The organism is Demequina lutea (assembly GCF_013409005.1).
In the GTDB taxonomy this organism is placed as follows: Bacteria; Actinomycetota; Actinomycetes; order Actinomycetales; family Demequinaceae; genus Demequina; species Demequina lutea.
Genome location: NZ_JACBZO010000001.1, coordinates 343,643 through 365,852, shown reverse-complemented (window position 1 = coordinate 365,852; position 22,210 = coordinate 343,643). Strand labels below are relative to the sequence as shown.

Genomic DNA, 22,210 nt, shown 5'->3' with positions numbered 1-22,210 from the left:
GCAGGCAAGCGCCAATGCGAGGGTCTAGACGAGCATCCCGAGAGGGCTCTCGATGCGCCTCACGAACGCCGCGAGCCACTGTGCCGCGAGCGCGCCATCGAGCACCCTGTGGTCGGCCGAGAGCGTGACGGTCATGATCGTGCCCACCTCGAGAGCGCCATCGACGACGACCGCCTCCGGGCGAGCGCGACCGACCGCAAGGATCGCGGACTGCGGCGGGTTGATGATCGCCGAGAACTCGGTGACGCCGTACATGCCGAGGTTGGAGACGGCGAAACTGCCGCCCTCGAGCTCGTGCTGCTTCAGTTGACCGGCCCGGGCGCGCTGGGCGATGTCGGCGACGTTGAGCGCGATCTCGGTGAGCGTCTGGGATTCGACCGAACGCAGCACGGGCGTCACGAGTCCACCGTCGATCGCGACGGCGACCGACATGTCGACAGTGGAGTACCGCGTCACGGCCGTCTCGCCCCACGTGGCATTCGCCTCGGGAACATCGACAAATGCGGCGGCTGCGGCCTTGAGGACGAAGTCGTTGAGCGACACCTTGACGGGCGAAGACTCGTTGACCTCCTTGCGCAGCGCGACCAGGCGGTCCACTTGACAGTCGGCCACGAGGTAGAAGTGCGGCACCGTCGACTTGCTCTCGGTAAGGCGACGGGCAATCGCGCGACGCATCCCGGTGTGGGGCACCTCGACAGTTCCGGCTCTGGCGGCGACGACGGGCGCGGCGGCCGATGCTGCGGCCGATGCTGGTACGGGTGCTGCTGGTATGGGTGCTGCGGCCGCAGTAGTCGGCAGCGAGTCGAGATCGCGGCGCACCACCCGCCCGCCCGGACCCGATCCCACGACGGTGGTGAGGTCGAGTCCGCGCTCCTTCGCGAGACGGCGCACGATAGGGCTGGCGAACTGCCGGGAGGGGGTCGCGACGCGCTCGGATACCGGGGCGTCGGCAACTACCGGGGCGACGTCGACCGCCTGGGTCTCCACGACCACTGGGGGACCGTCGACCGCCTGGGTTTCCGCGACAGCCGATGCCGCCGGGCCGAGTTCCGCGTCGTCGGCGCTCTCGCCCTGGGCCCCCACCACCGCGATGGGGTCGCCAACATTCACCGCCACGCCCTCGGCCGCGAGCAGCTTGAGCACCGTGCCCTCGATCTCGGCGGCATACTCGACGACGGCCTTCTCGGTTTCGATTTCGGCGAGCGGCTGGCCGACTGTGAGGGTCTGGCCGGGCGCGACGAGCCACGTCTGGATGGCGGCCTCGTCACTGCCCGCGCTCACTGCCGGCATGCGGATGATGGTGGCCATCAGCGGTCGCCCATTCCAAGACGTACGCGCTCGAGGCCGGCGACGACCTCTTCCGTGCGGGCAATGGCGGCGCGCTCGAGCACCTTCGAGATGCTCGGGCTTGCCTCGGCTCCCGTGACGCGTTCGATGGGCTGGTCGAGCCAGTCGAAGAAGCGGCGCTGGATCTCGTCGGACAGCCAGGCACCGTAGGACGTGCCCTGCGAGCCCTGCTCCACAATCAGCACGGCGTTGGTCTTCTTGATGGATTCGCCGATCGTGTCCCAGTCGAGGGAGGCGCGGTCGAGCCAGCGCAGGTCGATGAGGTCTGCGTCCACCCCCGTCTGGTCGAGGGCCTCGATGCAGTGCTTCACCATCGAGAGATAACTGATCACCGTGACGTCGGAGCCGGTGCGCCGAAGCGCGGCCTTGCCCGGCGGCAGGATGTAGTCGAGGTCACCCTCGGGAACCGTGTCCATGGTGCCGTAGAGGTCCACGTGCTCGATCACGAGCACAGGGTCTTGCAGGGCGAGGGCGGCGTTCATGAGTCCCACGTAGTCGGCGGCCGTGGACGGGGCAACGATGCGCCAGCCCGGGCTCGTGGCGAAGATGCCTGCCGGGTCCATGAGGTGCTGCGAGCCGTATCCCGATCCCATGGCGATCTTCGTGCGCAACACGAGCGGAACGGGGTTGTCGCCACCAAACATGTGCCGTGCCTTGCCGATCTGGTTGAAGACCTGGTCGGCCGCGACCCACATGAAGTCGGGATACATGAACTCGACCACGGGGCGGAAGCGGCCGTCGAGCGCGAGTCCCTCGGCGAGACCAGTGAAGGCGTTCTCGCTGATCGGGGTGCCCATGACGCGCTCCGGCCCGTACTTCTTGGCGAGGCCCTTGGTGGCGCCGTTCGTTCCGCCGTTGAGGCGATGCACGTCCTCGCCGAGCACGACGATGCGCGGGTCCCGCTCCATGCGGCGGTCCATGACCGTTGCCACGGCGTCCACAAACTTGAGATCGCGGGACGCGCCCGTGTAGTCGACCGGATCGGCAACCGTGAGCGACTTGAGCTCGCTGCCGTCGCCGCGCACCCCCACGTTGACAAAGCTCACATCGGGCCAGAGGGAGGGCCTGATGCGGCGCTTGCCTTCGGCGTCGGGGTCGGCCTCCAGCAGTTCGGCGGCGGCGGTCGCGATGGCGGATTGCGCCCGCTCGCGCAGCGCTGCCACCCCCGCCGCATCGATGAGGCCGAGCTTGGTCATCTCGGCCGCTACGCGGTCGAGCGGGTCGCGGGCACGCCACGCGGCTTCCTCTTCCTTGGTGCGGTAGCCAAAGGCACTACCGGGGTAGGCGCCGTTCTGGTGGAAGAAGCGGTAGACCTCGGCCTCGATGATCGTGGGGCCTTCGCCGGAACGCAGTCGCTCTGCGGCGGCCTCCATCGCGAGATGCACGGCGAGAGGGTCCATGCCGTCGACGCGCCAGGACGGGATGCCAAAGCCCTGGCCGCGAACCGAGAAGCGCGGGTCGGCGCTGATCTCGGCGGCGGAGGTGGAGACGGCGTAGAGATTGTTCTCGATGAAGAAGCAGACCGGCAGCTTCCAGGCCGCGGCGAGGTTCATCGACTCGAGCACGGAGCCGATCTGGCTGGCGCCGTCGCCGAAGTAGTTGATGGTGAGGTCGGTCGTGCCCGCGTGCTTCTGGGCCCAGGCGTTGCCGGCGGCCGAGGGCGCGCCACCGCCGACGATCGCATTGGTGCCGAGCGCGCCGGCCTCGAACCACTGGAGGTGCATCGAGCCGCCGCGGCCGCGGCAGTAGCCCTGCGACAGGCCGAGGATCTCGGCGAGGGTGCGCTGCAACACCTCCTGCACGCGCGCATCGACGTCGGCGTTGGGATCCATGGTGCCGCCCGAGACGTGCGTGAGGGCCTTGGCGAGAAACTGGTGATGCCCGCGGTGGGAGCCATTCACGGCATCGGTCGACCGAAGCCCGACGATCGAACCGACCGCCCCGCCCTCCTGGCCGATGCTCGAGTGCGCAGGCCCGTGCACGAGGCCTTCGCCCGCGAGTTCCAGCACCGTCTCCTCGAACGCGCGGATGAGGTGCAGCTGCGTGAGCATGGTGCCGAGCAGCGCGGGGTCGGCAGCCTTCCAATCCGCGGCAGTCGTCGAGATCTCGATCCAGTCAACACCAGTGGTCAGACGTCTTTGTCGTGGCATGTCGAGCACGATACGCCTAGATTGTCGCCAATACAATCCCTTTTCTAGCGAAAGGCTGGAATTTGCGGCCACTTTGAGTCACACTGTATCCAATAGACAAAGGAGTCGCCGTGGCACTCGGGCTACCCGGCATGCGGGGCATCGACCACATTGGCATCACCGTGCCCGACCTCGACCAGGCCGAACGCTTCCTCGTCGACATCCTCGGCGCCCAGCACATCTACACTCTTGGCGCCAAGAGTGCCGAGGACGACTGGATGGCGGTGACCCTGGGCGTGCACCCGCGCACCGTCATCAAGGAGATCCGGTTCTACCGGCTCGGCAACGGCAGCAACATCGAGACCTTTCTCTACGACGCGGCCGATGGCCAGGCGTCTCAGCCGCGCAACAGCGACATCGGCGGCCACCACCTCGCGATCTACGTCGACGACATGGATGCCGCGATCGCCCACCTGCGCGCCCACGACATCGAGCTCATGGGCTCGCCCATCGCGAGCGCGGGACCCGCCGAGGGCCAGCGCTGGCAGTACTTCCGTAGCCCGTGGGGCATGCAGTTCGAGCTCGTGAGTTTTCCCGGCGGCAAGGCCTACGAGGCGGGCGCGGATGTGAAACTGTGGCATCCATGAGTTCAGAGCAAGTACCTACCCTGGAGCCGGCGCCGCACGGGGCCGCGGGATCACGTATCGCGGACGTCCTGCGTAAGTCGATTCTCGCCGGAGAGTACGAGCCCGGTGCGCGCATCCGACAGGAAGAACTCGCCGACCGGCATGGCGCGAGCCGCCTGCCCGTACGCGAGGCACTGCGCGCGCTCGAGGGCGAGGGGCTCGTCACGGTGGTCGCCAATACGGGTGCATGGGTATCGCGCCTGAGCCTCGCCGAGTGCGAGGAGATGTACCAGATTCGCGAGCGCATCGAGCCCCTGCTGCTGCGCTTCAACGTGCCGCTGCTGAGCGACGAGTCCATCGACAAACTCGAGGCGCTCGCGATGCAGATGGAACTCTCGGCCGACATCGAGGGCTTCATCACGCTCGACCGCCAGTTTCACCTCTCGATGTACGGCGTCGCGCAGACCAACGTGCTAGGCGACACGGTGCTGCGGCTGTGGAACCGTACGCATCACTACCGCCGCGCGTTCATGCATGTGTTTAGCAGGGGAAACGACCAAAGCGTGCACTACGAGCACCACCTGTTGGTGTCCGCCATTCGGCGACGTGACCTCGACGAGGCGGAGCGCGTGCTCGCGGGCCACATTCGCCGCACGCGGCTCGAACTTGCGCGGCATCCCGAAGTCTTCTCCGAAACCCACTAGCCCCCAGGAGCACCATGGCAATCGCGACCATCAACCCGACGACGGGCGAGACCCTCGCCACCTTCGAGCCGCACGATGCGGCCGAGGTCGAGCGCCGCATCGGCGAGGCGCAGGCCGCCCATCTCGTGCTCAAGGCCACGACCTACGCGCAGCGAGCGGAGTGGATGGTGGCAGCCGCCGCCGTGCTCGAAGCGGAGGTCGAGGCCACCGCCCGCATGCTGACCCTCGAAATGGGCAAGCCGCTCGCTCAGGCCAGGGCCGAGGTGCTCAAGTGCGCCAAGAACATGCGCTTCTACGCCGAGCATGCCGAGGGCTTTCTCGCCGACGAGGTTCTGGACGACCCCGCCAGCGTCGGCGCCTCGCACGCGCACACCCGGTACGAGCCGCTGGGAGTGGTACTCGCGGTCATGCCGTGGAACTACCCGCTGTGGCAGGTGGTCCGTTTCGCGGCCCCCGCCCTCATGGCCGGCAATACGGGGCTGCTCAAGCACGCCTCGAATGTTCCGCAGGCGGCACTGTACCTCGACGCCCTCTTTGAGCGCGGCGGGTTCCCCAAGGGGTCGTTCCGCACCCTGCTCATTGGTGCGCGCGAGGTCGCGCACGTGCTTGAGGATCCGCGCGTGAAGGCGGTCACCCTCACCGGGTCTGAGCCCGCGGGCCGCTCCGTCGCCTCCACCGCCGGTAGCCACATCAAGAAGGCCGTGCTCGAACTCGGCGGCTCCGACCCCTTTATCGTCATGCCCTCGGCCGACCTCGATGCCGCCTCCACGATCGCGGTGAAGGCGCGCGTGGGCAACAACGGACAGTCGTGCATCGCCGCCAAGCGGTTCATCGTGCACGCCGAGGTCTACGACGAGTTCGTGGGCCTGTTCGCCTCCAAGATGGCCGCACTCGTGGTGGGCGACCCGCTCGACCCGACCACCGACGTCGGGCCCCTCGCCACGGAGGCTGGCCGCGACGAGCTGGCCGGACTCGTCGACGACGCCGTTGCCAGGGGCGCGATGGTGCTCGCAGGGGGATCGGCTCCCGACCGCCCGGGCTGGTTCTACAGCCCCACGCTTATCGTCGGCCTCGCCGACGACGCGCGGCTGGTGATGGAGGAGGCCTTCGGCCCCGTCGCGACGCTCTACAGAGTGGCCGACCGCGAGGAGGCCGTGCGCGTCGCAAACCAGACGACGTTCGGGCTGTCGAGTGCCGTGTGGACGACCAACGCCGACGAGGAGGCGTGGTTCATCCGCTCGATCGACGCCGGCGCCGTGTTCGTCAACGGGATGACCGTCTCTTACCCCGAACTGCCTTTTGGCGGCATCAAGGATTCGGGCTACGGCCGCGAACTCGCGGCCGCGGGCATCCGGGAGTTCTGCAATCTGAAGACCGTGTGGAAGGGCTAGGCATGGCTGAGATCGGATTCCTCGGACTGGGCACGATGGGCTCCGGCATCGCCGGGCGACTCGTGGGGGCCGGCCACGATGTCGCGGTCTGGAACCGCTCCCCCGAGGCCGCGACACCCCTCGTCGAGGCGGGGGCAGTGCGCGTGGATACCGCGCGCGAGGCCCTGGCGCGGCCTCTCAGCTTCTCGATGCTTGCGAATGATGAAGCGGCCGACGCAACCTTGTCGGCACAGGCCCTCGAGGGTGAGGCCGGTCGCGTCCATGTGAATATGGGCACGATCAGCGGCGGCCTCGCCTCGCGCCTCGCCGAGCGGGCGCGTGCCGCGGGAGTGACCTACATTGCCGCGCCCGTGCTGGGGCGACCGCAGGTGGCGGCCGCGGGCAAACTCAACATTCTCGTGGCAGGGCCAGCGGACGTTGTCGCGAGCCTCGAGCCCTACCTCGCCGTGCTCGGCGTGCGCACCTGGAACTTAGGTGTCGACCCGGCGTCGGCCAACGTCGTGAAGATCGCCGTGAATTACAACATCATTGGCGCCCTCGAGGCAATGGGCGAATCCGTGGCCCTCGTCGAACGCTACGGCGTGGATGCCGGCGAGTTCGTCGAACTGCTCGGCAGCACCCTGTTCGGCGGTGTCGTGTACCCCGGCTACGGAAAGATCATCGCCGAGCGCAGCTACCGGCCGGCGGGATTCACCGTCGAACTGGGGCTGAAAGACCTCGCGCTCGCCGAGGTAGCCGCGGCCGAAGTGAGACTTGCCCTGCCGACATCTCCCGCACTGCGCGACGTGTTCGAGCGAGCGGTCGCGAACCCGGAGCTCGCCGGTGCCGACTGGTCGGCGATCGCGGAGATTTCCAGGGGCGGCGGCCACACGGCCTAGGCCTCCCCTCGGCTCTCAGGGGGCCGGGGTCTCGCCGCGGCCCGCGGACGTGTTGAGGTGCGACTGCGAGTCACGGATCGAGTTGAGCGTTCCCCCGACGGTGTAGTAGCGCTGACCCGCGACCAGGAGCTCCTCGGCCGGGAACTTCGTGATCACCTCGCAGCCGTCTGCGGTCACCACAACCTCTTCTTCGATGCGCGCGGCACCCCAGCCATCGGCCGACGGCCAATAGGTCTCGAGCGCGAAGACCATGCCCTCTTCAAGCACCTCGGGGTGGTCGAGAGAGACGAGCCTGGAGAAGATGGGCTTCTCCCAGATGGAGAGCCCGACGCCGTGACCATACTGCAACCCGAAGGCGGCTTCCTCGTCCTCGAACCCAAACTCCTGCGCTGTGGGCCACACGCTCACGATGTCTGCCGTGGTCGCGCCGGGCTTGACGAGGGCGATCGCCCAGTCGATGTACTCGCGTGCTCGCGTGTAGGCGTCGCGCTGTGCCGAGCTCGCCGACCCGACTGCGAACGTGCGGTAGTAGCAGGTGCGGTAGCCGTTGAAACTGTGCAGGATGTCGAAGAAGGCCGGGTCACCCGGGCGGATGAGGCGGTCAGAGAAGACGTGGGGGTGCGGCGAGCAGCGCTCACCGGAGATGGCGTTGACGCCTTCCACGTACTCGGAGCCGAGGTCGTAGAGAGTCTTCGCCACGAGGCCGACGGCCTCGTTCTCGCGCACACCGGGGCGCAGGAAGGTGTAGAGCTCGTCGTAGGCGGTGTCCACCATCGACGCGGCCTGCGTGAGCAGCCCGATCTCGTCGGCGGTCTTGATGCGGCGGGCCTCCATGAACAGCTGCTGGCCGTCGACCACCTCGATGCCGAGCTGCTGCAGCGCGAAGAGGACGGGCAGCTCGATCACGTCGACGCCTAGCGGCTGGTCGGCGACACCGAACTTGTCGAGTTCGCGCTTGATCTTGGCGGCGAGCTTCTGGGCGATCTCGGCGTCGGGGTTGAACGCACCGCGCAGGGTTGAGATGCCGGCGCGCGCGCCCGATTCGAGACGCGGGCGCGTGGCTCCGTGGTGGGGGGCGTGGGGGTCGGCGTCTGCCTCTGCGGTCGTGACATCCAGCCACGGGTTGTAAAGAGCGTGGTGCTTGGCGGCCGAACCAAAGTCCCACGAGATTGGGTCGGTCTCGCGCGTGAGGAGGCTGAAGCGGATGAGCTTGTCCATCGCCCACGTGCCGATGTGGGTCGAGGTCATGTACCGGATGTTGGAGAAGTCGAAGGCGAGCACGGCGCCCATGTCGGAACGGTTGAGTTCTGCCTTAATTCGTGCAAGACGCTCCGAGCGGAGGCGATCGAAATTGATCCTCTGCTCCCAGTCGACCGCTGTGGTACCAGTGGTGTCAGTGTTACGCATGGAATCCTCCCAAAACGGCTTCGTCGGCGTGCAGTCCTATAGAAGTACTGTTTAGCACAAGTGAACACTCGCGTCTAGTGAATCGACACCTTTCAGCTGGCTGTACCCGACTCTTTGTGCTGAGTTTCGCACTATGCGCCGAGATTTTCGGTGAAGGGCGGCCCGGTAGCGAGCGCTGCGACACCCGACCACTCCTAGGCGCGAATGGCGCACAGTGTGCACCCTCGCTTGATACAGTGTGCAGAGGGCATTTCAACCCGATGTAGAGGGGATGCACATGGCTGCGGAATTCGGAGTGCGGTTGCGAGAGGCGCGCACGCTGCGCGGAATGAGCCTTCGCAGTGTTGCGCAGGCGGTGGGAGTCTCGGCAAGCCTGATTTCGCAGGTAGAGACCGGCAAGACTCAGCCCTCGGTGTCTACCCTCTACGCACTCGCCAACCATTTGGGCATCTCGATGGACGGGCTCATGGGAGTCACCGCTCCGGTGGTCGATTTAGGTTCCCCAGATTCTGCCGCTTCCGGCAAAACAGGATCGGCCGAGCCTGCCGTACAGCGCGGCCCCGAGAACCCCGTACTCGAGATGGAGAACGGCGTGCGCTGGGAACATCTGGCCGTCGGCGAAGGCGGACCGGCCGATGCCCTCCTCGTGAGCTACGATCCGGGGGCTACGAGCTCCGTCGAAGGCCGGCTCATGCGCCACTCGGGTCTCGAATACGCCTACATTCTCGAGGGCGAGATCACCCTCCAACTCGAGTTCACGACCCACGTGCTACAGCCGGGCGACTCGTTGCAGTTCGATTCGGTGCGACCGCACATGTACTCCAACAAGGGCGATGTCGTCGCGCGAGGCATCTGGTTTGTGGTGGGTCGCCGCCAGCAGAACCAGGCAATGCCGAGTGCTACCGGGGTTGATTCGTCGCTCTCGCGCGGCTCCGACGCCCCACTGACCTCCGCAGTCGATGTGCTGCAGGCAATGGACGACCTCCGCGCCTGAGCCCGCAGGGACGGATGACGTCTCAGGTCACTTCCCGTCGACTCGAGAACGCCTCAAGCGTGCCACGATGGGCGCTATCGCGGCGAAGAGAGTCGCCTCGGCTCCGCACGAACTTCCAGGCAATTGGTCATCACGCGTTTGGGCCTGCGGCGCGAAGCCCACGACCGGTGCGCGACTACCGCCGAAGCACCCGCGACCACGCGTCGATGCCGACAGCCACCAGCAGGATGACGCCGAGCGCGATCTGCTGATAGAGGACGTTGATGCCGAGCAGATCGAATCCGTTGCCGACCAGCGCAATGAACAGCACGCCGGTGACGGTGCGCCAGATCGCGCCCTCGCCACCGAGGATGGACGTCCCGCCGACAACGATCCCGGCGAGAACCGTGAAGGTGAGGGACGTGCCCGAGGACGACTGCGCGCTCAGCACACGCGACGTGTCGATGATTCCTCCGAGCGCGGCAGCGCCCCCGCTGAGCGTGAAGGCGAGCATGCGCACCCAGTTGACGCGGATGCCGGCCAGGCGAGAGGCCTCGGCGTTGCCGCCTGCGGCGTAGAGATACCGTCCGTTCGTCGTCCTCGCGAGCAGCAGGCCGAGCACAAAGACGACCACGAGCGCGATCCAGATGGAGGTGCGCACGCCAAGGATCTCCGTCTGGGCGATGGCCGCGAAGCTGGGCTCGTTGGTGAGAACGATCAGGTTGCCGCCAGAGATGCTGCTGCCGATGCCGCTGACGATGAACGACATCGCGAGGGTGGCGATGAGCGGGTTGATGCGGAACAGCGTGCTGATGACGCCGTTGGTGAGTCCGACGAACAGCCCGACCACGAGAGACACGATCACGGCGACGACGACGCCGTGCGCGAGCGCAACCTGTGCGGAGACCACGCCGGCGAGCGCGTAGGTCGCCCCGACGGACAGATCGATTCCCCCGCTGATGAGCACGAGCGTTCCGGCCGCGGCGATGATCAGGGTCGCCGACTGCTGGCTCAGGATGTTGAGCAGGTTCGTCGTGTTGAAGAACCATGGGCTGCCGACGGACAGCACGACGAACAGGACCAAGAACGGGATCAAGATGGCGACGGAGCGCCACGATCCCGGGCGGAACCACCTTCGCTCGGACATGCTGGCCTTCAGCCCGGAGACGCTTATGGCTTGGGGACTCATATGTTCACCTTTTCATCCGCGAAGGCGGCGACGAGGATGTTCGATTCGGTCATGTCTTCGCCGGTTAGTTCGGCTGTGATGCGACCCTGTCGCATCACGTAGATGCGGTGGGCGAGCCCCTGGACCTCCTCGATGTCGGAGGAGATGACCAGTACTCCCACTCCACGCCGGGCGTTCTCAGCCAACAGGTCGTAGATGGCACGGCGGGACCCGACGTCGACACCGCGGGTCGGTTCGTCCGCGATGAGCACACGGGGTCGATGGAGCAGCCCGCGCGCGAACATGACCTTCTGCTGGTTGCCTCCGGAGAGGGCCGCGACCGGGCGCGAGGAACTTTCGCCCCTCACCGTCACCTCGTCGAGCGCACGCCGGGTGGCTGTGTCCTCGAGTGTGCGGCGAATCCAGGTTCCCTTGCTGAAGAGACGAAGGCCAGCAAGGGTGACGTTCTCCCGAATGGGGCGCAGCAGCAGGAGTCCCTGCTCCTTCCGCGACTCCGGAATCAGGAAGACGCCCTGACGCAGGGAGCGTGAGGGCGACCTCCCGGTGAGCGGCTTGTCCAGCACCGCGATCTCGCCGGCCGATCGCCTGCTCGCGCCGAAGATCGCGTGGGCGAGTTCGCTGCGTCCGGCGCCAACGAGACCTGCGAGCCCGACGATCTCCCCCACCTTGACATCGAAGGAGACGTCCGAGACGCCGGGCGCCGTCAGATGACGAACGGCGAGCGCCGGCGGGGCATCCGCCGCCGGCGGGGTCTTCGGTGGGAAGACGGAGGTGAGGGTGCGACCGAGCATGCCCTCGATGAGGGTCGCCTCGGTCTCGTCCGCGCTCGCCCCCGTCCGCACCAGTTGCCCGTCGCGGAGGATAGTCACCGTGTCCGAGAGCGCGAGCACCTCGGACAGGAAGTGAGAGATCAGCAGGACGGTGTGACCCGTGGCGGCCAGGGAACGCACGACTCCGTGAAGCTTTTCGGCATCCTCTCGCGACAGGGCCGCCGTCGGCTCGTCCATGATGATGAGGTCCGCGCCACGGGACAGCGCGCGAAGGATCTCGACCTTCTGCTGGTCCGCCGTGCGCAGGGAGCCGGTCATGGCATCCGCCGGCAGATCGAAGCCCGCCTCCTCCGCAAGCGCGCGGAACCGTGTCTTGAGCTCCCGGCGGCGCACGAAGCTCGCCTTCCTCGGTTCGGATCCGAGGAAGACGTTCTCGGCGACCGTAAGGCCGGGGACGAGCGCCAGTTCCTGGGCGATGGTGGCGATGCCGTGGCCGAGGGCTTCCCGCGGTGAGCGGAAGCTCACCTGCTCCCCGTTGACACGGAGTTGGCCGCCATCCGCTACCAGCAGTCCTGCGATGATCTTGCTGAGTGAGGACTTGCCCGCGCCGTTCTCCCCGACCAACCCGTGAACCGTTCCGCGCTCGATGGTGAGCGTGATGTCGGACAGCACGGTCACACCGCCGAATGTCTTGACGATATCGGTCAGTTCGATGTGCGGGTCGGGGGAGAACGACGCAGTCATGTCCCGTTACTTTCTTCTCGTGCTGGGATGGCCGAAGAGGGAACCCTCCATTAACCGGCCCACTCCGGCGCGAAGGTGGTGGCCGTGGCCTTGGTCACGATCCCGTTGTTCGGCAGGCTCGCAACCGGGTTGATCGCACCCCCGTCCGTTCCCGTGCGGATGGCGGCGATGAGGGCCCGGACACCGAGCTTCCCTTCGGATGCAGGCATCTGGGCGACCTCGGAGAAGATCGCACCGGACTTGACGCCGGCAATGCCGGCCTCACTCGCACCGAATCCGACCATCGCGACCGTCTTCTTGGCCGCGGCGAGCGCCTGGATCGCTCCTTCCAAACCTTGATCGCTTCCCGCGATGAGATTCATGTCCGGGTTCGACTGGAGCATGTTCTGCACCGCGGTGAGTCCGACCGCCGGGGTGAAGAAGTCCTCACCCTCCGCGACGACCTTGATCGAGGGCGTGGCGCTGATCGCCGCGACGAATGCCTTATGGATAGCAATATCGAGCGACGAGGCCTTGATGTCGTAGAGGTAGCCCACGTTGCACGGGTCCAGTTTGTCCGCGGCGCACGCGGCGACGACCTGCTCGCCGAGCTGCTGGCCGATCGTCGTCGGCACGAAGGTCACGTTGGCCGAGAGTCCCGTTACCTGGGGCTTGTCGGTCGTGAGGTCCGCCCCGAGGATCTGGTCGATGTTCACAACCTTGATCCCCTTGGCGATGGCCTGCTCAACGAGGCTCACCAACCCTGGGCCAAGGATCGGCTGGGTGATGATGCCCTGGTACTTGCCCGACGCGATCGCATTCTGGAGCTGCGTGAACTGGACCTGCGGATCGTTGTTCGCGTCAAAGACCGTGAGCGTCGCGTTCGAGCTGGCCGCTTCTGCCTGAGCCGCCGCCAGCATCGGTGCGTCGTAGCTATTGGCCACCGCGAACGACATGTAGGCGATTTCCAACGGCGTGGTGCTCGCCGGCGAGGTGCTCGGCGAGGTGGTGCCTGGCGACGAGGCGGCTGGCGACGAGGTGCTCGCCGCTCCGCTGCTGCATCCGGCGAGCGCGAGAGACGTCGCCGCGAGCAGGACCGCCGATCGGACTAAGGAGCTGTGTTTGACCATGGCGTTCGCTTTCCTTTTCTCTTCATCGACTGAATCAACAGCCATGCTGCCGCGTCGTTGCGGCGCTTCGGAGTGCTCTTGCCATGGTAGGAGTGGCACTTCACAGTGTCAACCACAGATTACATTTTTGTTTAGTACTAGTGAACTTCTCGCGCTCTTGGTGCCGTGGGACGCCGATCGCGGGCTGCGCGATGAAGCCCTCATTAACGGCCATCCGCTCGCACGGATGGCCGTGAGGCTCCTCGGGGTGGGCCCAGTCCGCTGGTGCCTACGGGGTGTGCACGGGCGCGCGGGGCGCGTTGATCCAGGGATCGATGAGGGTCTTGATCTGTCGTGAATGGCCCGCGACGAGAGGTTCGAGCCCGTCAACGACGAGAGATTCGAGCGGGATGACCTCTCGCGTGAAGTCCGTCCAGTCGGGACGAAGACCGAGCAGCCGCACGGCCTCGGGCAGATCGGTAGCGAACACGAGCGCGACTGTGCCGACGATCGTGTACTCGCGCAGGGTCCAGCCGCCGAGCGGTTCAGGCTGCGGTCGCTTCTGAATGCCGACGGGCACGATCACGGCGCCCGGCTGTGCCGCCGCAAGCACCGATTCGAGCCCGGGGGCCGAGCCACTCACCTCGAAGAACACCTCGGCTTCCATGCCCAGCTCGGCGAGCCGCTCGGCGATCGTGCCGTCGCCCGCCCGCATCGTCGCGAACGCCCCGAGGGTCTTCGCGAGCTCGAGCCGCGCCGGGTCAAGGTCGACCACCAACACGCGCGCTCCGGTCGCGACCGCAGCAAAGGTGAGGAAGGCGCCGATGCCTCCCACACCCACGATCACGGCGTCGCGCCCAGCGGTGAGACCACTTCGGCGCACGGCGTGCACGGCGATCGCCATCGGCTGGGCGAGCGCAAGGGTGTCGAGCGGCAGTCCCGAGGCGGACGCGTCGAACACAATGCTCGCCGGAACGACGACGTAGCCCGCAAGACCGCCATCCTTGTGAAACCCCACGGTGTGGTAGCTGCGGCAAAGGTTGGTCCGGCCGCGACGGCACATGACGCACTCCCCGCAAGAGATGCCCGCGCCGCAGACGACGCGGGCGCCCACCTCAAAGCCGTTCACTCCGTCGCCGACGGCCTCAATGGTTCCCGCGAACTCGTGGCCGAGGATCACGGGGTCGACGTGTCCGTCGGCACCCTGCGTCACTAGCTGCGGCCCCAGGCTGAACTCGGCGGCGTCAGAACCGCAAATGCCGGCTGCCGCAATGCGGATGAGCACCTCACCGGCGCTGGGAACCGGCGCCGGCCACTCCTGCACCTGCACGTCGCGCATGCCGCGGTAGACCGCTGCCTTCATGGTTATCCCTCCCAAAGTGGCGCCCAATCGTCCGGCAGTTCGACCTGAACGGCCTGACGTTGGACAAGGAATGGCGCGATGCTCGTCGTGACGAGGTCGACGTGGTCGGGCGAGTCGAGGTATGCGTCAATTCCCGCTTGGTCTTCGAGCACCGCGACGACACCGAAGTCGGCTCCGCCGGGTCGCATTCGCAGGTTGGGGCCAGCGGTGTAGCGCTTGATCGACGGGATGCGCAACGCCATAGCGCGCAGTTCCACGGCGAGTGCCTCCGTGCGCTCCTCGGTCATCTCGGGGCCGAAGGTGAACACGGCCACGTGCGCGATCACTCCTCGTCCTGGTATCCGTAGGGGTTGGGGATGCGCTCCGTGGGGGTGAGCTCAGGGTGCATGCCCTCCTCCCACGCCTCCTCGCCCAACTGCGAGCGCACGTACTCCACCGACTTCGCGACCGCGTCGCGCGCGGGGGCGATGTCGAGGCCGATGCGCTTGCCATCGAACTTGAGCACGCGGCCGTCGACGACCACCGTGTGGATGTCGGCCGTGCCCGCCTGGTACACGACGTGCGCAGTCGGGTTGAGGATCGGCGTCATAGCGGGTGACTGGTCGTTCTTGATGAGCAGCAGGTCCGCCTTCTTGCCGGGCGTGATCGAACCGATCTTGCCTTCCATGCCGAGCGACTTCGCGCCACCCATGGTTGCCATCCAGATCACGTCTTCAGCACGCAACTGGTTGACGTTGACCGTGTCGCCCTTGGCTTGGGCCTCAAGGTGCTCACGCGAACGGTCGGAACTCAGGGTTGCACGCATGGCGGAGAAGAAGTCGGCACTCCACCACACGCTCGTGTCCATCGACAGGGATGCCGGGATGCCGTACTTGCGCAGCTCCCACGTGGAGGGATAACCCTGGCCCGCGCTCTGCTCGCTCTCGGTCGAGACCGAGACGGTCCCGCCGGTGGCCGCGATCTTGTGGTAGCTGTCCGGAGACAGGGTGGCGGAGTGCACGTAGGTGATCTGGTCGGTCATCACGCCGGCCTTGTACATGTGGCCGAGACCCACGTCGGTCGTCGCACCCCAGACGCCAGCGTGGGTCGTGGCGCGCAGGCCGTTGTCACGCGCGAAGTCGAAGGCCGCCTTCTCGGGGAAGTCCTCGGAGTCGGGGACGTCGAACGCGATCTGCAGGCCGAGCATGTCGGTCTGGGGGTGATTCTTGACCCACGTGCGGAAGGTCGGGTCCGCGGTCCACTCCCAGGGCGCGCCGAGGTAGTTGCCGTAGCCGAGCACGAACCGGCCGGGGATCTCCTTGAAGGCCTGGACCGCGGCATCGGCGTAATCCGGCGTGCGAAGAGCGTGAGACCAGTCGAGCGTCGTCGTCACGCCGGTATCGACCGACTCGAGGGCGCTCAGCAGGTTGCCTGCGTAGATGTCTTCCGGACGGAAGACCTGGCCGTGCTGCAGGTAGTAGAAGACGAAGTACTGGCTGAGTGCCCAGTCGCCGCCGTAGCCCCGCAGGGCGGTCTGCCACATGTGGCGGTGGGTGTCGACCATTCCGGGCATGAGGATGCCGCCCGTCGCGTCGATCTCGACAGTTCCTTCCGGTACGGCGAGGCCCACTCCGACTGACACGATCTTGTCGTCAGCGATGAGCACGTCACCGCCTTGGATGATTCCGGGGGTGTCAACCGTGATCACCGTCGCGTTGCGGAACACGACAGGGCGACCCGGGGTGAAGTCTTCCGGGTGGGCGGCTGGGATGCTGGTAGCCATGGATCCTCCTCGTTGAGAATTTCAGTCTCACTTTACTTTGCTTGCCGAATTTGTCCAGCGAAAGAAGGCAAGAAGGCAAGATTTGTTCATCCAAGCTTCATTTCTCCGCCGTGAGGTTCTAGTGTGGACACACACATCCCGATGACGAGGTGAGGTCGAGTCATGCGTGCACAGAAGATCGCCGTACTGGGATCGGGGGCCAACGGCGCCTCGATCGGGGCGGACCTCATCCGTGACGGGCTCGATGTCACGCTCATCGAACAGTGGCCGGCGCACGTCGAAGCGATGCGTGCCAACGGCCTCACGATTGAGATGCCCGAGACGTCGCTGCACGTGGAGCCGCGCACGATGCACCTCTGCGAGGTTGCGACGCTCAAGGACAAGTTCGACGTCGTGCTCCTGGTCATGAAGGCCTACGACAGCCGCTGGGCGAGCCAGTTGATCGCGCCGTACCTCGCCGAAGACGGCGTCATCGCGGGCGTCCAGAACGGCATGGCAACGCAGGCGATCGCCGACGTCGTGGGCACTGAGCGCACCATGGGCACCGTCATCGAGATCTCGTCGACGATGTACGAGCCGGGCATCGTGCAGCGGCATTCGGGGCCGGCCCGATCCTGGTTTGCGGTGGGCGCACTCGGCCCCGAGGCGCGCCGCCACGAGCAGCGCGTCGGGGAGCTACTGGCCCACTCCGGCACTGTCGCGTACGTCGACGACATCCAGTCGACCAAGTGGATGAAGCTCGTAAGCAACTCGTCGGTGCTGGTCACCACGGCCATCCTGGGGCTCCCCATGCTCGATGCCCTCGCGGTGGACGGCATGCGCTCTCTCATGGTGGGCGCCGGTCGCGAGGCTCTCGCCACGGGCGCCGCGCTCGGTCATCCCGTGCTGCCGATCTTTGGCCTCACGCCCGACGAGGTCAGCCGACGCGACGAGGTCGTCGACACTCTGCTCGACAAGCTCTACGCAGGTTTCGTGCTGCCTCACGCCACGACTACCGTTCTACAGGACTGGACAAAGGGCCGCCACAGCGAGGTCGACGACCTCAACGGACGCGTGGTCGCCGAGGGGGCCAGGGCGGGCGTGCCCACGCCCGTCAATTCGGCGGTAGTCGAGGTTGCCCGCCGCATAGAGCGCGGGGAACTGGCACCAGCCGTCGAGAACGTGGCGCTGCTTCAGAGCCTGGCGTTTCAGAAATAGCTTGCGTGGCAGGACTTCACAAGTTGTATAGTATGGCTGCACAAGTGGGCAAGGAGGCCTCAATGTCGTCACCGAAGGTCGCGTTCGTCGGTACCGGTGCAAATGGCGCTGGCATCGGGGCGGATCTCACTCGCGCGGGCCTCGACGTGACCTTCATCGAACAATGGCCCGCTCACGTCGAGGCGATGAAGGCGAAGGGCATTGAGGTGCGGATGCCGGGCGAGACCGTGATCACGCCCGTCACTGCCTACCACCTGTGCGACGTCGCAACGCTGCGTGAGCAGTTCGACATCGTGTTCGTGCTGGTCAAGGCCTACGACACCCGCTGGGCGTGCGAACTCATCAAGCCACTCGTCGCACCGGACGGGCTCGTGGTGGGGCTGCAGAACGGCATGAGCATCGACGACATGGCGTCGATCATGGGGCCGGAGCGCACCATCGGCGCGGTCATCGAGATGGCTTCCAACATGTGGGAGCCCGGCATCGTCAATCGCCAGAACACTCCGGACCAGGCGTGGTTCGCCGTGGGCGCCTTCGAACCCGCACACGCCGGTCGTGCGGCCGAGGTGCAAGAGGTTTTGCGGCACGCGGGCACCGTGGAGATTGTGGATGACATCCGCTCGGCCAAGTGGATGAAGCTCATCGCGAATGCGGGTGAGCTCGTTCCCTCAGCCATCCTCAACCTGCCGCTTGAGGACGCCATGAACCTGCCGGGAGTGCTCGACTACATGATCGAGTGCGGGCGCGAAGCTGCACGCGTCGCCGTCGCCGAAGGGGCGACGCTCGTGCCGATTTTCGGAATGACATCCGCCGACATCGCTGGTCCGGACCAGTACGCCGAAGACCTGCTGGGCGTAGTGAGAAGCCATTTCCTGTATCCCGATACCAAGACCACCGTGCTCCAAGACTGGCTGAAAGGAAGGCGTGCCGAAGTGAATGAAATCAATGGATTAGTCGTCGAACTGGCGAAGAAGAGGGGAAGTTCCGCGCCCGCGAACGAGCGCACCGTCGAGCTGGCCCGCCGCATCGAAGCGGGAACACTCGTGGCCGACCCGTCCAACGTGGACCTGCTCCTCGGAACGAGTGCACTGTGAGCGCCCAGACGATCGTCGTCATCGGCGGCACCTCGGGCATCGGCCTCGAGATCGCCAAGGATGTCGTCGCCCGGGGTGACAACGTCGTGATCTCCGGTCGCGATCTGGCCCGCGCCCAGGAAGTGGCGGCCTCGATCGGGCCGCAGGCGACGGCCGTTGCCGTCGACCTGTCTGAGCCCGACACGGTCGGCCCCGGCCTGGCCAGCGTCGGCAAGGTCAACGGCCTCGTGATCGCCGCGATCGAGCGCGACGCGAACAGCGTGCGCGACTACGACTTCGAGCGGGCGAAGCGACTCGTGACACTCAAGCTCGTGGGGTACACCGAGACCATCCACACGCTCATCGACCGCCTCGATCCCGACGGCGGCACGGGCATCGTGCTCTTCGGTGGTCGCGCCAAGGACATTCCCTACCCTGGCTCGACGACCGTGTCCTCCATCAATGGCGGCGTGGAAGGCATGACCGTCACGCTTGCACTTGAGCTCGCTCCCATTCGGGTCAACGCTCTGCACCCCGGAATCGTCGGCGACAGTCCGTTCTGGGCTGGGAAGCCGCAGTCCGTGCTCGATGGCCACCGTGCCCGCACGCCGGGTGGCGAGCTCGCGACGATGGCAGACATCGTGGATGCCGTGCAGTTCCTGTTGCGCAACCGCGGCATCTCCGGCACGAGCATCTACATCGACCGGGGCGTTCGCGTCACCTGAACGTTCGTCCCTGCTGGCGGAGCGGGGCGCGCCCCTCGACCCCATTAGGATTGCGGGGCGGGCCTCTAGCTCAGTTGGTAGAGCAGCGGACTTTTAATCCGCGGGTCGTGGGTTCGAGCCCCACGGGGCCCACCTGAAGTGTGTTGCTCGCACCCTTGCCTATTCGGGAGGAACCACGGTCTCGACCGATACACGCTCTCGCCGCGAGGCGAGCGCGATCGCCGCCGAGACGGCAACCAGCCCGATGCCTTCGATGAGGGTGGGAATCTCTGCGAGCATCACGGCCCCCACAAGAAGCGCGGTAGCGGGGAACACGGACAGCAGCACGGAGAAGCGCGCCGTCGGGGCATGGCGCAGCACGATCTGATCGATGCCGTAGGGCAGCACCGACGAGAACACTGCCACCACGACCAGCAGCAGGATCAGGTGTAGATCGGCGATGGGCGCTACGTCCCCGCTCACCATGCCAAGGACTCCGATCGGCGCGAACACGACGGCCCCTGCAGCCATCGACACCGATAGCGATTCCAGGCCCGACGGCTCCCCGGGCGCCGGAGTCGCCACCTTACGGCCGAGCATGATGTAACCCGCCCACCCCGCGGCCGCAAGCAGTATCCAGAACAGGCCGATGGCGGCATCACGGCCGCCTGCATCAAGCGCGACCCCGACGATCAGAACGACGCCGACCGCGGCGAGCGCGATGGCCGCGCGCTCTCGCCAGCCTCGGCCCGTCAGGGCGCCGACCGCGACAGGGCCGATGAACTCCACCGCAACCGCGGTGCCCAGGGGAAGATGCTCCAGTGCTAGGTAGAAGGCGATGTTCATGCCCGCGAGCACGGTGCCGAAGGCCACAGCGCGCCACCAGGTGCGACGGGTCCAGTGGCGTCGCCATGGCCGCAACAGAATCATCAGCACGACCGCCGCGATCGCGATTCTGGACCATGCGACAGACACCACCGGCATGCGGTCGAACAACCCGACGGCCACGCCAGCGCCCACATACTGGAACGTCCCCGAGAGAACGAACACCAGCGGCGCGAAGATCACGAATGCCGAGCGGCGGGTCACGGCGTCACGGTAGCACCGTCATGTATCCCGGAATCGCTCGCACCGGCGACGGTCGCGCAGCGGAAGTTCTCGCGCGCTTCCCCTCATCGGCAAACCCGGCGAAATAGGATTCGTAGTGGAGCGCGATGTCGGGGTGGAAGTCGCGGATTCGACCCCGCCAGAGGCACGCGAACACGCGCGGCGCCAGGAGGGATCACTCATGTACCAGACCCGATCACTCGTCGGCTCGGCCGACGCTCTCGCCACCCACCTCGACAACGCCATCACTAGGGGCAGCGTCTCGGCATCGATCGAGCACCAAGATGTGCTCTCGATCGGGGACGCGCGCATGATCCTACGGACGTACGAGCGGTACAGCATGACCGGAGGGAACCGCCTCACGCTGTCGGTGAGCATCCTCGCCGTCGGGGACCGGATGGAGGTCGCGCTCACAACCTCCGGCGGCAGCCAGGGCGTGTTCTTCAAGATCAACACGTTCGGCGAGGGCGCGTTCATGGACAAGGGCCTCGAGGCCGTTGACGGCTTCGCTGGCGCCTGAGTTCCGCCGGCGTCTGGCCGCGGCAACCGTCGAGCGCTTCAGTTGCTCCCCGCCACCGGTCAGTTTTCCGGCACTACCGGATTCGAAGCCTCGAAGCCGATCCGCATCTCGTCTTCGGTAATGGGACGCAGGGTCGCGAGCGCTAGAGCGACATCTGCGGGATTCGCGGTGCGCGGTGCCCCCGCGAACCTGACGTTCACGTCGTCTGCGCTTTTCACTGTCACGTATTCGCCGTCTCGCAGACGCGTAAAGCCCGTCCCGTCGGTGCGAGCCCATCCCTCGTCGTCGGGAACGCACCAGTCCGCAAAGTCCTCGATCGCATCCGTCGATTTCAGGCCCATTTGTCCATAGCGCAACGTCCAGCATGGGTAGACGGACGCGACGTCCTCGTCGGGAGGGCGGACGTCGTATGAGATCTGGACCACTCCGCCACCCGGCGTCTTCTCCCACGCTGTGTAAGCGCCGCTGCGGCGCACGCGCACCACTTCGAACCCCGGGGCGTCCGCGACGAGCGTCCCTGAATTCAGCATGGTGAACCGTGCCAACTCCTCCTTGGGGGATGAGCCGTTACTGGGGTCGAACCCCACGGGTTCGGACTTGAACACCGAGACCGCCACCACCACGATGGACAGCGCAGCAACCGCGCCCGCCACGCGAACCCGCCACGGTCCGAGGAAAAGCCCGAGCGCCAAGGCGCCGAACACAGCAATCACGGGGTACACGAGGTCAAGACCGGGCTGTACCCACATCATCGGGATCTGGCCGAAGTGCGCGAGTGCCACCGCCTGCGCCACTCCGGCGAATAGGGTCACCGCAATCGCCGCGCCCACGCGCCGACGCCCGGTCGCTGCCTTGATGATCGTGGCCAACACGACGACCACCAACACCATCACGATCACGATCCCGACCAGCCCCACAAAGGCGCCGAAGAGCACGGCCATGAACGCCGACATGCCGACGTAGAGCCCAACCCACAGCACTCCGACGGCGGCGGCCATGGCGAGAAGTGATCTCGCGGCACCAGCGTGTTCGCCCCGCGCGTCTTGCGATTCCTCAGCTTGCGATTCCGCGGCGTCGTGACGCGCGGTCCCCCCATCAGGCCCCATGGCCTGATTCAACACGCACACGACGACAAGGGCAAGCGGCTCCCTGGCACGCCGGGCGGAGGCACGAGCCCCACGGGGCCCACTACGTAGACCACTCGAGTGCGGTCGGCCGCGAGGTCGGCCGCGCGTGAA

The 22,210-nt window shown here is 66.4% G+C and carries 20 protein-coding genes and 1 tRNA gene; 10 read left to right on the top strand and 11 right to left on the bottom strand.

Features of this window, described 5'->3' with window-relative positions; translation table 11 throughout:
* Positions 1-24 precede the first annotated feature (24 nt).
* Positions 25-1,308 (bottom strand): dihydrolipoamide acetyltransferase family protein, encoded by a 1,284-nt coding sequence (locus BKA03_RS01810; RefSeq protein WP_062074782.1) that lies wholly within the window; start codon positions 1,306-1,308, stop codon positions 25-27.
* A complete protein-coding gene (locus BKA03_RS01805) occupies positions 1,308-3,497 on the bottom strand; it encodes an alpha-ketoacid dehydrogenase subunit alpha/beta (protein WP_062074936.1) in 2,190 nt (729 codons plus the stop codon). The genes BKA03_RS01810 and BKA03_RS01805 overlap by 1 nt, the downstream gene beginning before the upstream one ends.
* Before the next feature lie 110 nt (positions 3,498-3,607).
* Here BKA03_RS01805 and BKA03_RS01800 point away from each other — a divergent pair, with 110 nt between their 5' ends.
* Genes BKA03_RS01800 through BKA03_RS01785 form a run of 4 tightly spaced genes read left to right on the top strand, consistent with a single transcriptional unit; the run spans position 3,608 to position 7,075 of the window.
* Positions 3,608-4,123 (top strand): VOC family protein, encoded by a 516-nt coding sequence (locus tag BKA03_RS01800; RefSeq protein WP_238579398.1) that lies wholly within the window; start codon positions 3,608-3,610, stop codon positions 4,121-4,123.
* Positions 4,120-4,806: a GntR family transcriptional regulator gene (locus BKA03_RS01795; protein ID WP_062074783.1), complete on the top strand. Its 687-nt coding sequence runs from the start codon at positions 4,120-4,122 to the stop codon at positions 4,804-4,806. Before BKA03_RS01800 ends, BKA03_RS01795 begins: the two co-directional genes overlap by 4 nt.
* 14 nt (positions 4,807-4,820) lie before the next feature.
* Positions 4,821-6,197: an NADP-dependent succinic semialdehyde dehydrogenase gene (locus BKA03_RS01790; RefSeq protein ID WP_062074784.1), complete on the top strand. Its 1,377-nt coding sequence runs from the start codon at positions 4,821-4,823 to the stop codon at positions 6,195-6,197.
* A 2-nt stretch (positions 6,198-6,199) separates the two neighbouring features.
* Positions 6,200-7,075, top strand: coding sequence for an NAD(P)-dependent oxidoreductase (locus tag BKA03_RS01785; protein ID WP_062074785.1), 876 nt, complete (start codon positions 6,200-6,202; stop codon positions 7,073-7,075).
* 15 nt (positions 7,076-7,090) lie between these two features.
* On the opposite strand, the gene BKA03_RS01780 is transcribed toward BKA03_RS01785, so the two are convergent.
* Entirely contained in the window at positions 7,091-8,482 is a 1,392-nt protein-coding gene (locus BKA03_RS01780) for a M24 family metallopeptidase (RefSeq protein WP_062074786.1), read from the bottom strand.
* Positions 8,483-8,759: 277 nt separating this feature from the next.
* Here BKA03_RS01780 and BKA03_RS01775 point away from each other — a divergent pair, with 277 nt between their 5' ends.
* On the top strand, positions 8,760-9,476 hold the full coding sequence (locus BKA03_RS01775; protein ID WP_202965722.1) for a helix-turn-helix domain-containing protein: 717 nt from the start codon (positions 8,760-8,762) through the stop codon (positions 9,474-9,476).
* A 175-nt stretch (positions 9,477-9,651) separates the two neighbouring features.
* Here BKA03_RS01775 and BKA03_RS01770 read toward each other — a convergent pair whose 3' ends face one another.
* The 6 genes from BKA03_RS01770 to BKA03_RS01745 form a co-directional block, all read right to left on the bottom strand.
* Positions 9,652-10,644, bottom strand: coding sequence for an ABC transporter permease (locus tag BKA03_RS01770; RefSeq protein WP_083971426.1), 993 nt, complete (start codon positions 10,642-10,644; stop codon positions 9,652-9,654).
* On the bottom strand, positions 10,641-12,158 hold the full coding sequence (locus tag BKA03_RS01765) for a sugar ABC transporter ATP-binding protein (protein ID WP_062074788.1): 1,518 nt from the start codon (positions 12,156-12,158) through the stop codon (positions 10,641-10,643). Before BKA03_RS01765 ends, BKA03_RS01770 begins: the two co-directional genes overlap by 4 nt.
* A 50-nt stretch (positions 12,159-12,208) precedes the next feature.
* A complete protein-coding gene (locus BKA03_RS01760) occupies positions 12,209-13,267 on the bottom strand; it encodes a sugar ABC transporter substrate-binding protein (protein WP_062074789.1) in 1,059 nt (352 codons plus the stop codon).
* 268 nt (positions 13,268-13,535) lie between these two features.
* Positions 13,536-14,609 (bottom strand): zinc-dependent alcohol dehydrogenase, encoded by a 1,074-nt coding sequence (locus BKA03_RS01755; protein WP_062074790.1) that lies wholly within the window; start codon positions 14,607-14,609, stop codon positions 13,536-13,538.
* Positions 14,610-14,611: 2 nt separating this feature from the next.
* Positions 14,612-14,935: a Dabb family protein gene (locus BKA03_RS01750; RefSeq protein ID WP_062074791.1), complete on the bottom strand. Its 324-nt coding sequence runs from the start codon at positions 14,933-14,935 to the stop codon at positions 14,612-14,614.
* Positions 14,932-16,371, bottom strand: a complete 1,440-nt coding sequence (locus BKA03_RS01745) for an amidohydrolase family protein (RefSeq protein WP_062074792.1) — start codon at positions 16,369-16,371, stop codon at positions 14,932-14,934. Before BKA03_RS01745 ends, BKA03_RS01750 begins: the two co-directional genes overlap by 4 nt.
* A 162-nt stretch (positions 16,372-16,533) precedes the next feature.
* On the opposite strand from BKA03_RS01745, the gene BKA03_RS01740 reads away from it, so the two are divergent.
* The 4 genes from BKA03_RS01740 to BKA03_RS01725 all read left to right on the top strand — a co-directional run bounded on the left by BKA03_RS01740 (position 16,534) and on the right by BKA03_RS01725 (position 19,498).
* Complete coding sequence (locus BKA03_RS01740) at positions 16,534-17,568, top strand: ketopantoate reductase family protein (protein ID WP_062074793.1); 1,035 nt, start codon at positions 16,534-16,536, stop codon at positions 17,566-17,568.
* A 62-nt stretch (positions 17,569-17,630) separates the two neighbouring features.
* Positions 17,631-18,662 carry a ketopantoate reductase family protein gene (locus BKA03_RS01735; RefSeq protein WP_062074794.1) on the top strand — a complete coding sequence of 344 codons (1,032 nt, stop codon included), beginning with the start codon at positions 17,631-17,633 and terminating at the stop codon, positions 18,660-18,662.
* On the top strand, positions 18,659-19,366 hold the full coding sequence (locus BKA03_RS01730) for an SDR family NAD(P)-dependent oxidoreductase (protein WP_062074795.1): 708 nt from the start codon (positions 18,659-18,661) through the stop codon (positions 19,364-19,366). The genes BKA03_RS01735 and BKA03_RS01730 overlap by 4 nt, the downstream gene beginning before the upstream one ends.
* Positions 19,367-19,425: 59 nt before the next feature.
* Positions 19,426-19,498, top strand: a tRNA-Lys gene (locus BKA03_RS01725).
* A gap of 27 nt (positions 19,499-19,525) precedes the next feature.
* On the opposite strand, the gene BKA03_RS01720 is transcribed toward BKA03_RS01725, so the two are convergent.
* Positions 19,526-20,434 (bottom strand): EamA family transporter, encoded by a 909-nt coding sequence (locus BKA03_RS01720; protein ID WP_238579399.1) that lies wholly within the window; start codon positions 20,432-20,434, stop codon positions 19,526-19,528.
* Positions 20,435-20,549: 115 nt separating this feature from the next.
* Between BKA03_RS01720 and BKA03_RS01715 the strand changes: the two genes are divergently transcribed.
* Positions 20,550-20,972, top strand: coding sequence for a DUF6054 family protein (locus BKA03_RS01715; protein WP_062074796.1), 423 nt, complete (start codon positions 20,550-20,552; stop codon positions 20,970-20,972).
* A gap of 59 nt (positions 20,973-21,031) precedes the next feature.
* Here the strand turns inward: BKA03_RS01715 and BKA03_RS01710 are convergent, their stop codons facing one another.
* On the bottom strand, positions 21,032-22,078 hold the full coding sequence (locus BKA03_RS01710) for a hypothetical protein (RefSeq protein WP_062074797.1): 1,047 nt from the start codon (positions 22,076-22,078) through the stop codon (positions 21,032-21,034).
* Between the last annotated feature and the right edge of the window lie 132 nt (positions 22,079-22,210).

What these genes read in the sequence shown, in the direction of transcription:
- BKA03_RS01765 (WP_062074788.1), bottom strand. Translation starts at nt 12,158, where the DNA reads ATGACTGCGTCGTTCTCCCCCGACCCGCACATCGAACTGACCGATATC.
- BKA03_RS01735 (WP_062074794.1), top strand. Translation starts at nt 17,631, where the DNA reads ATGTCGTCACCGAAGGTCGCGTTCGTCGGTACCGGTGCAAATGGCGCT.
- BKA03_RS01740 (WP_062074793.1), top strand. Translation starts at nt 16,534, where the DNA reads ATGCGTGCACAGAAGATCGCCGTACTGGGATCGGGGGCCAACGGCGCC.
- BKA03_RS01810 (WP_062074782.1), bottom strand. Translation starts at nt 1,308, where the DNA reads ATGGCCACCATCATCCGCATGCCGGCAGTGAGCGCGGGCAGTGACGAG.
- BKA03_RS01745 (WP_062074792.1), bottom strand. Translation starts at nt 16,371, where the DNA reads ATGGCTACCAGCATCCCAGCCGCCCACCCGGAAGACTTCACCCCGGGT.
- BKA03_RS01760 (WP_062074789.1), bottom strand. Translation starts at nt 13,267, where the DNA reads ATGGTCAAACACAGCTCCTTAGTCCGATCGGCGGTCCTGCTCGCGGCG.
- BKA03_RS01785 (WP_062074785.1), top strand. Translation starts at nt 6,200, where the DNA reads ATGGCTGAGATCGGATTCCTCGGACTGGGCACGATGGGCTCCGGCATC.
- BKA03_RS01775 (WP_202965722.1), top strand. Translation starts at nt 8,760, where the DNA reads ATGGCTGCGGAATTCGGAGTGCGGTTGCGAGAGGCGCGCACGCTGCGC.
- BKA03_RS01795 (WP_062074783.1), top strand. Translation starts at nt 4,120, where the DNA reads ATGAGTTCAGAGCAAGTACCTACCCTGGAGCCGGCGCCGCACGGGGCC.
- BKA03_RS01710 (WP_062074797.1), bottom strand. Translation starts at nt 22,078, where the DNA reads ATGGGGCCTGATGGGGGGACCGCGCGTCACGACGCCGCGGAATCGCAA.
- BKA03_RS01805 (WP_062074936.1), bottom strand. Translation starts at nt 3,497, where the DNA reads ATGCCACGACAAAGACGTCTGACCACTGGTGTTGACTGGATCGAGATC.
- BKA03_RS01755 (WP_062074790.1), bottom strand. Translation starts at nt 14,609, where the DNA reads ATGAAGGCAGCGGTCTACCGCGGCATGCGCGACGTGCAGGTGCAGGAG.
- BKA03_RS01770 (WP_083971426.1), bottom strand. Translation starts at nt 10,644, where the DNA reads ATGAGTCCCCAAGCCATAAGCGTCTCCGGGCTGAAGGCCAGCATGTCC.
- BKA03_RS01780 (WP_062074786.1), bottom strand. Translation starts at nt 8,482, where the DNA reads ATGCGTAACACTGACACCACTGGTACCACAGCGGTCGACTGGGAGCAG.
- BKA03_RS01790 (WP_062074784.1), top strand. Translation starts at nt 4,821, where the DNA reads ATGGCAATCGCGACCATCAACCCGACGACGGGCGAGACCCTCGCCACC.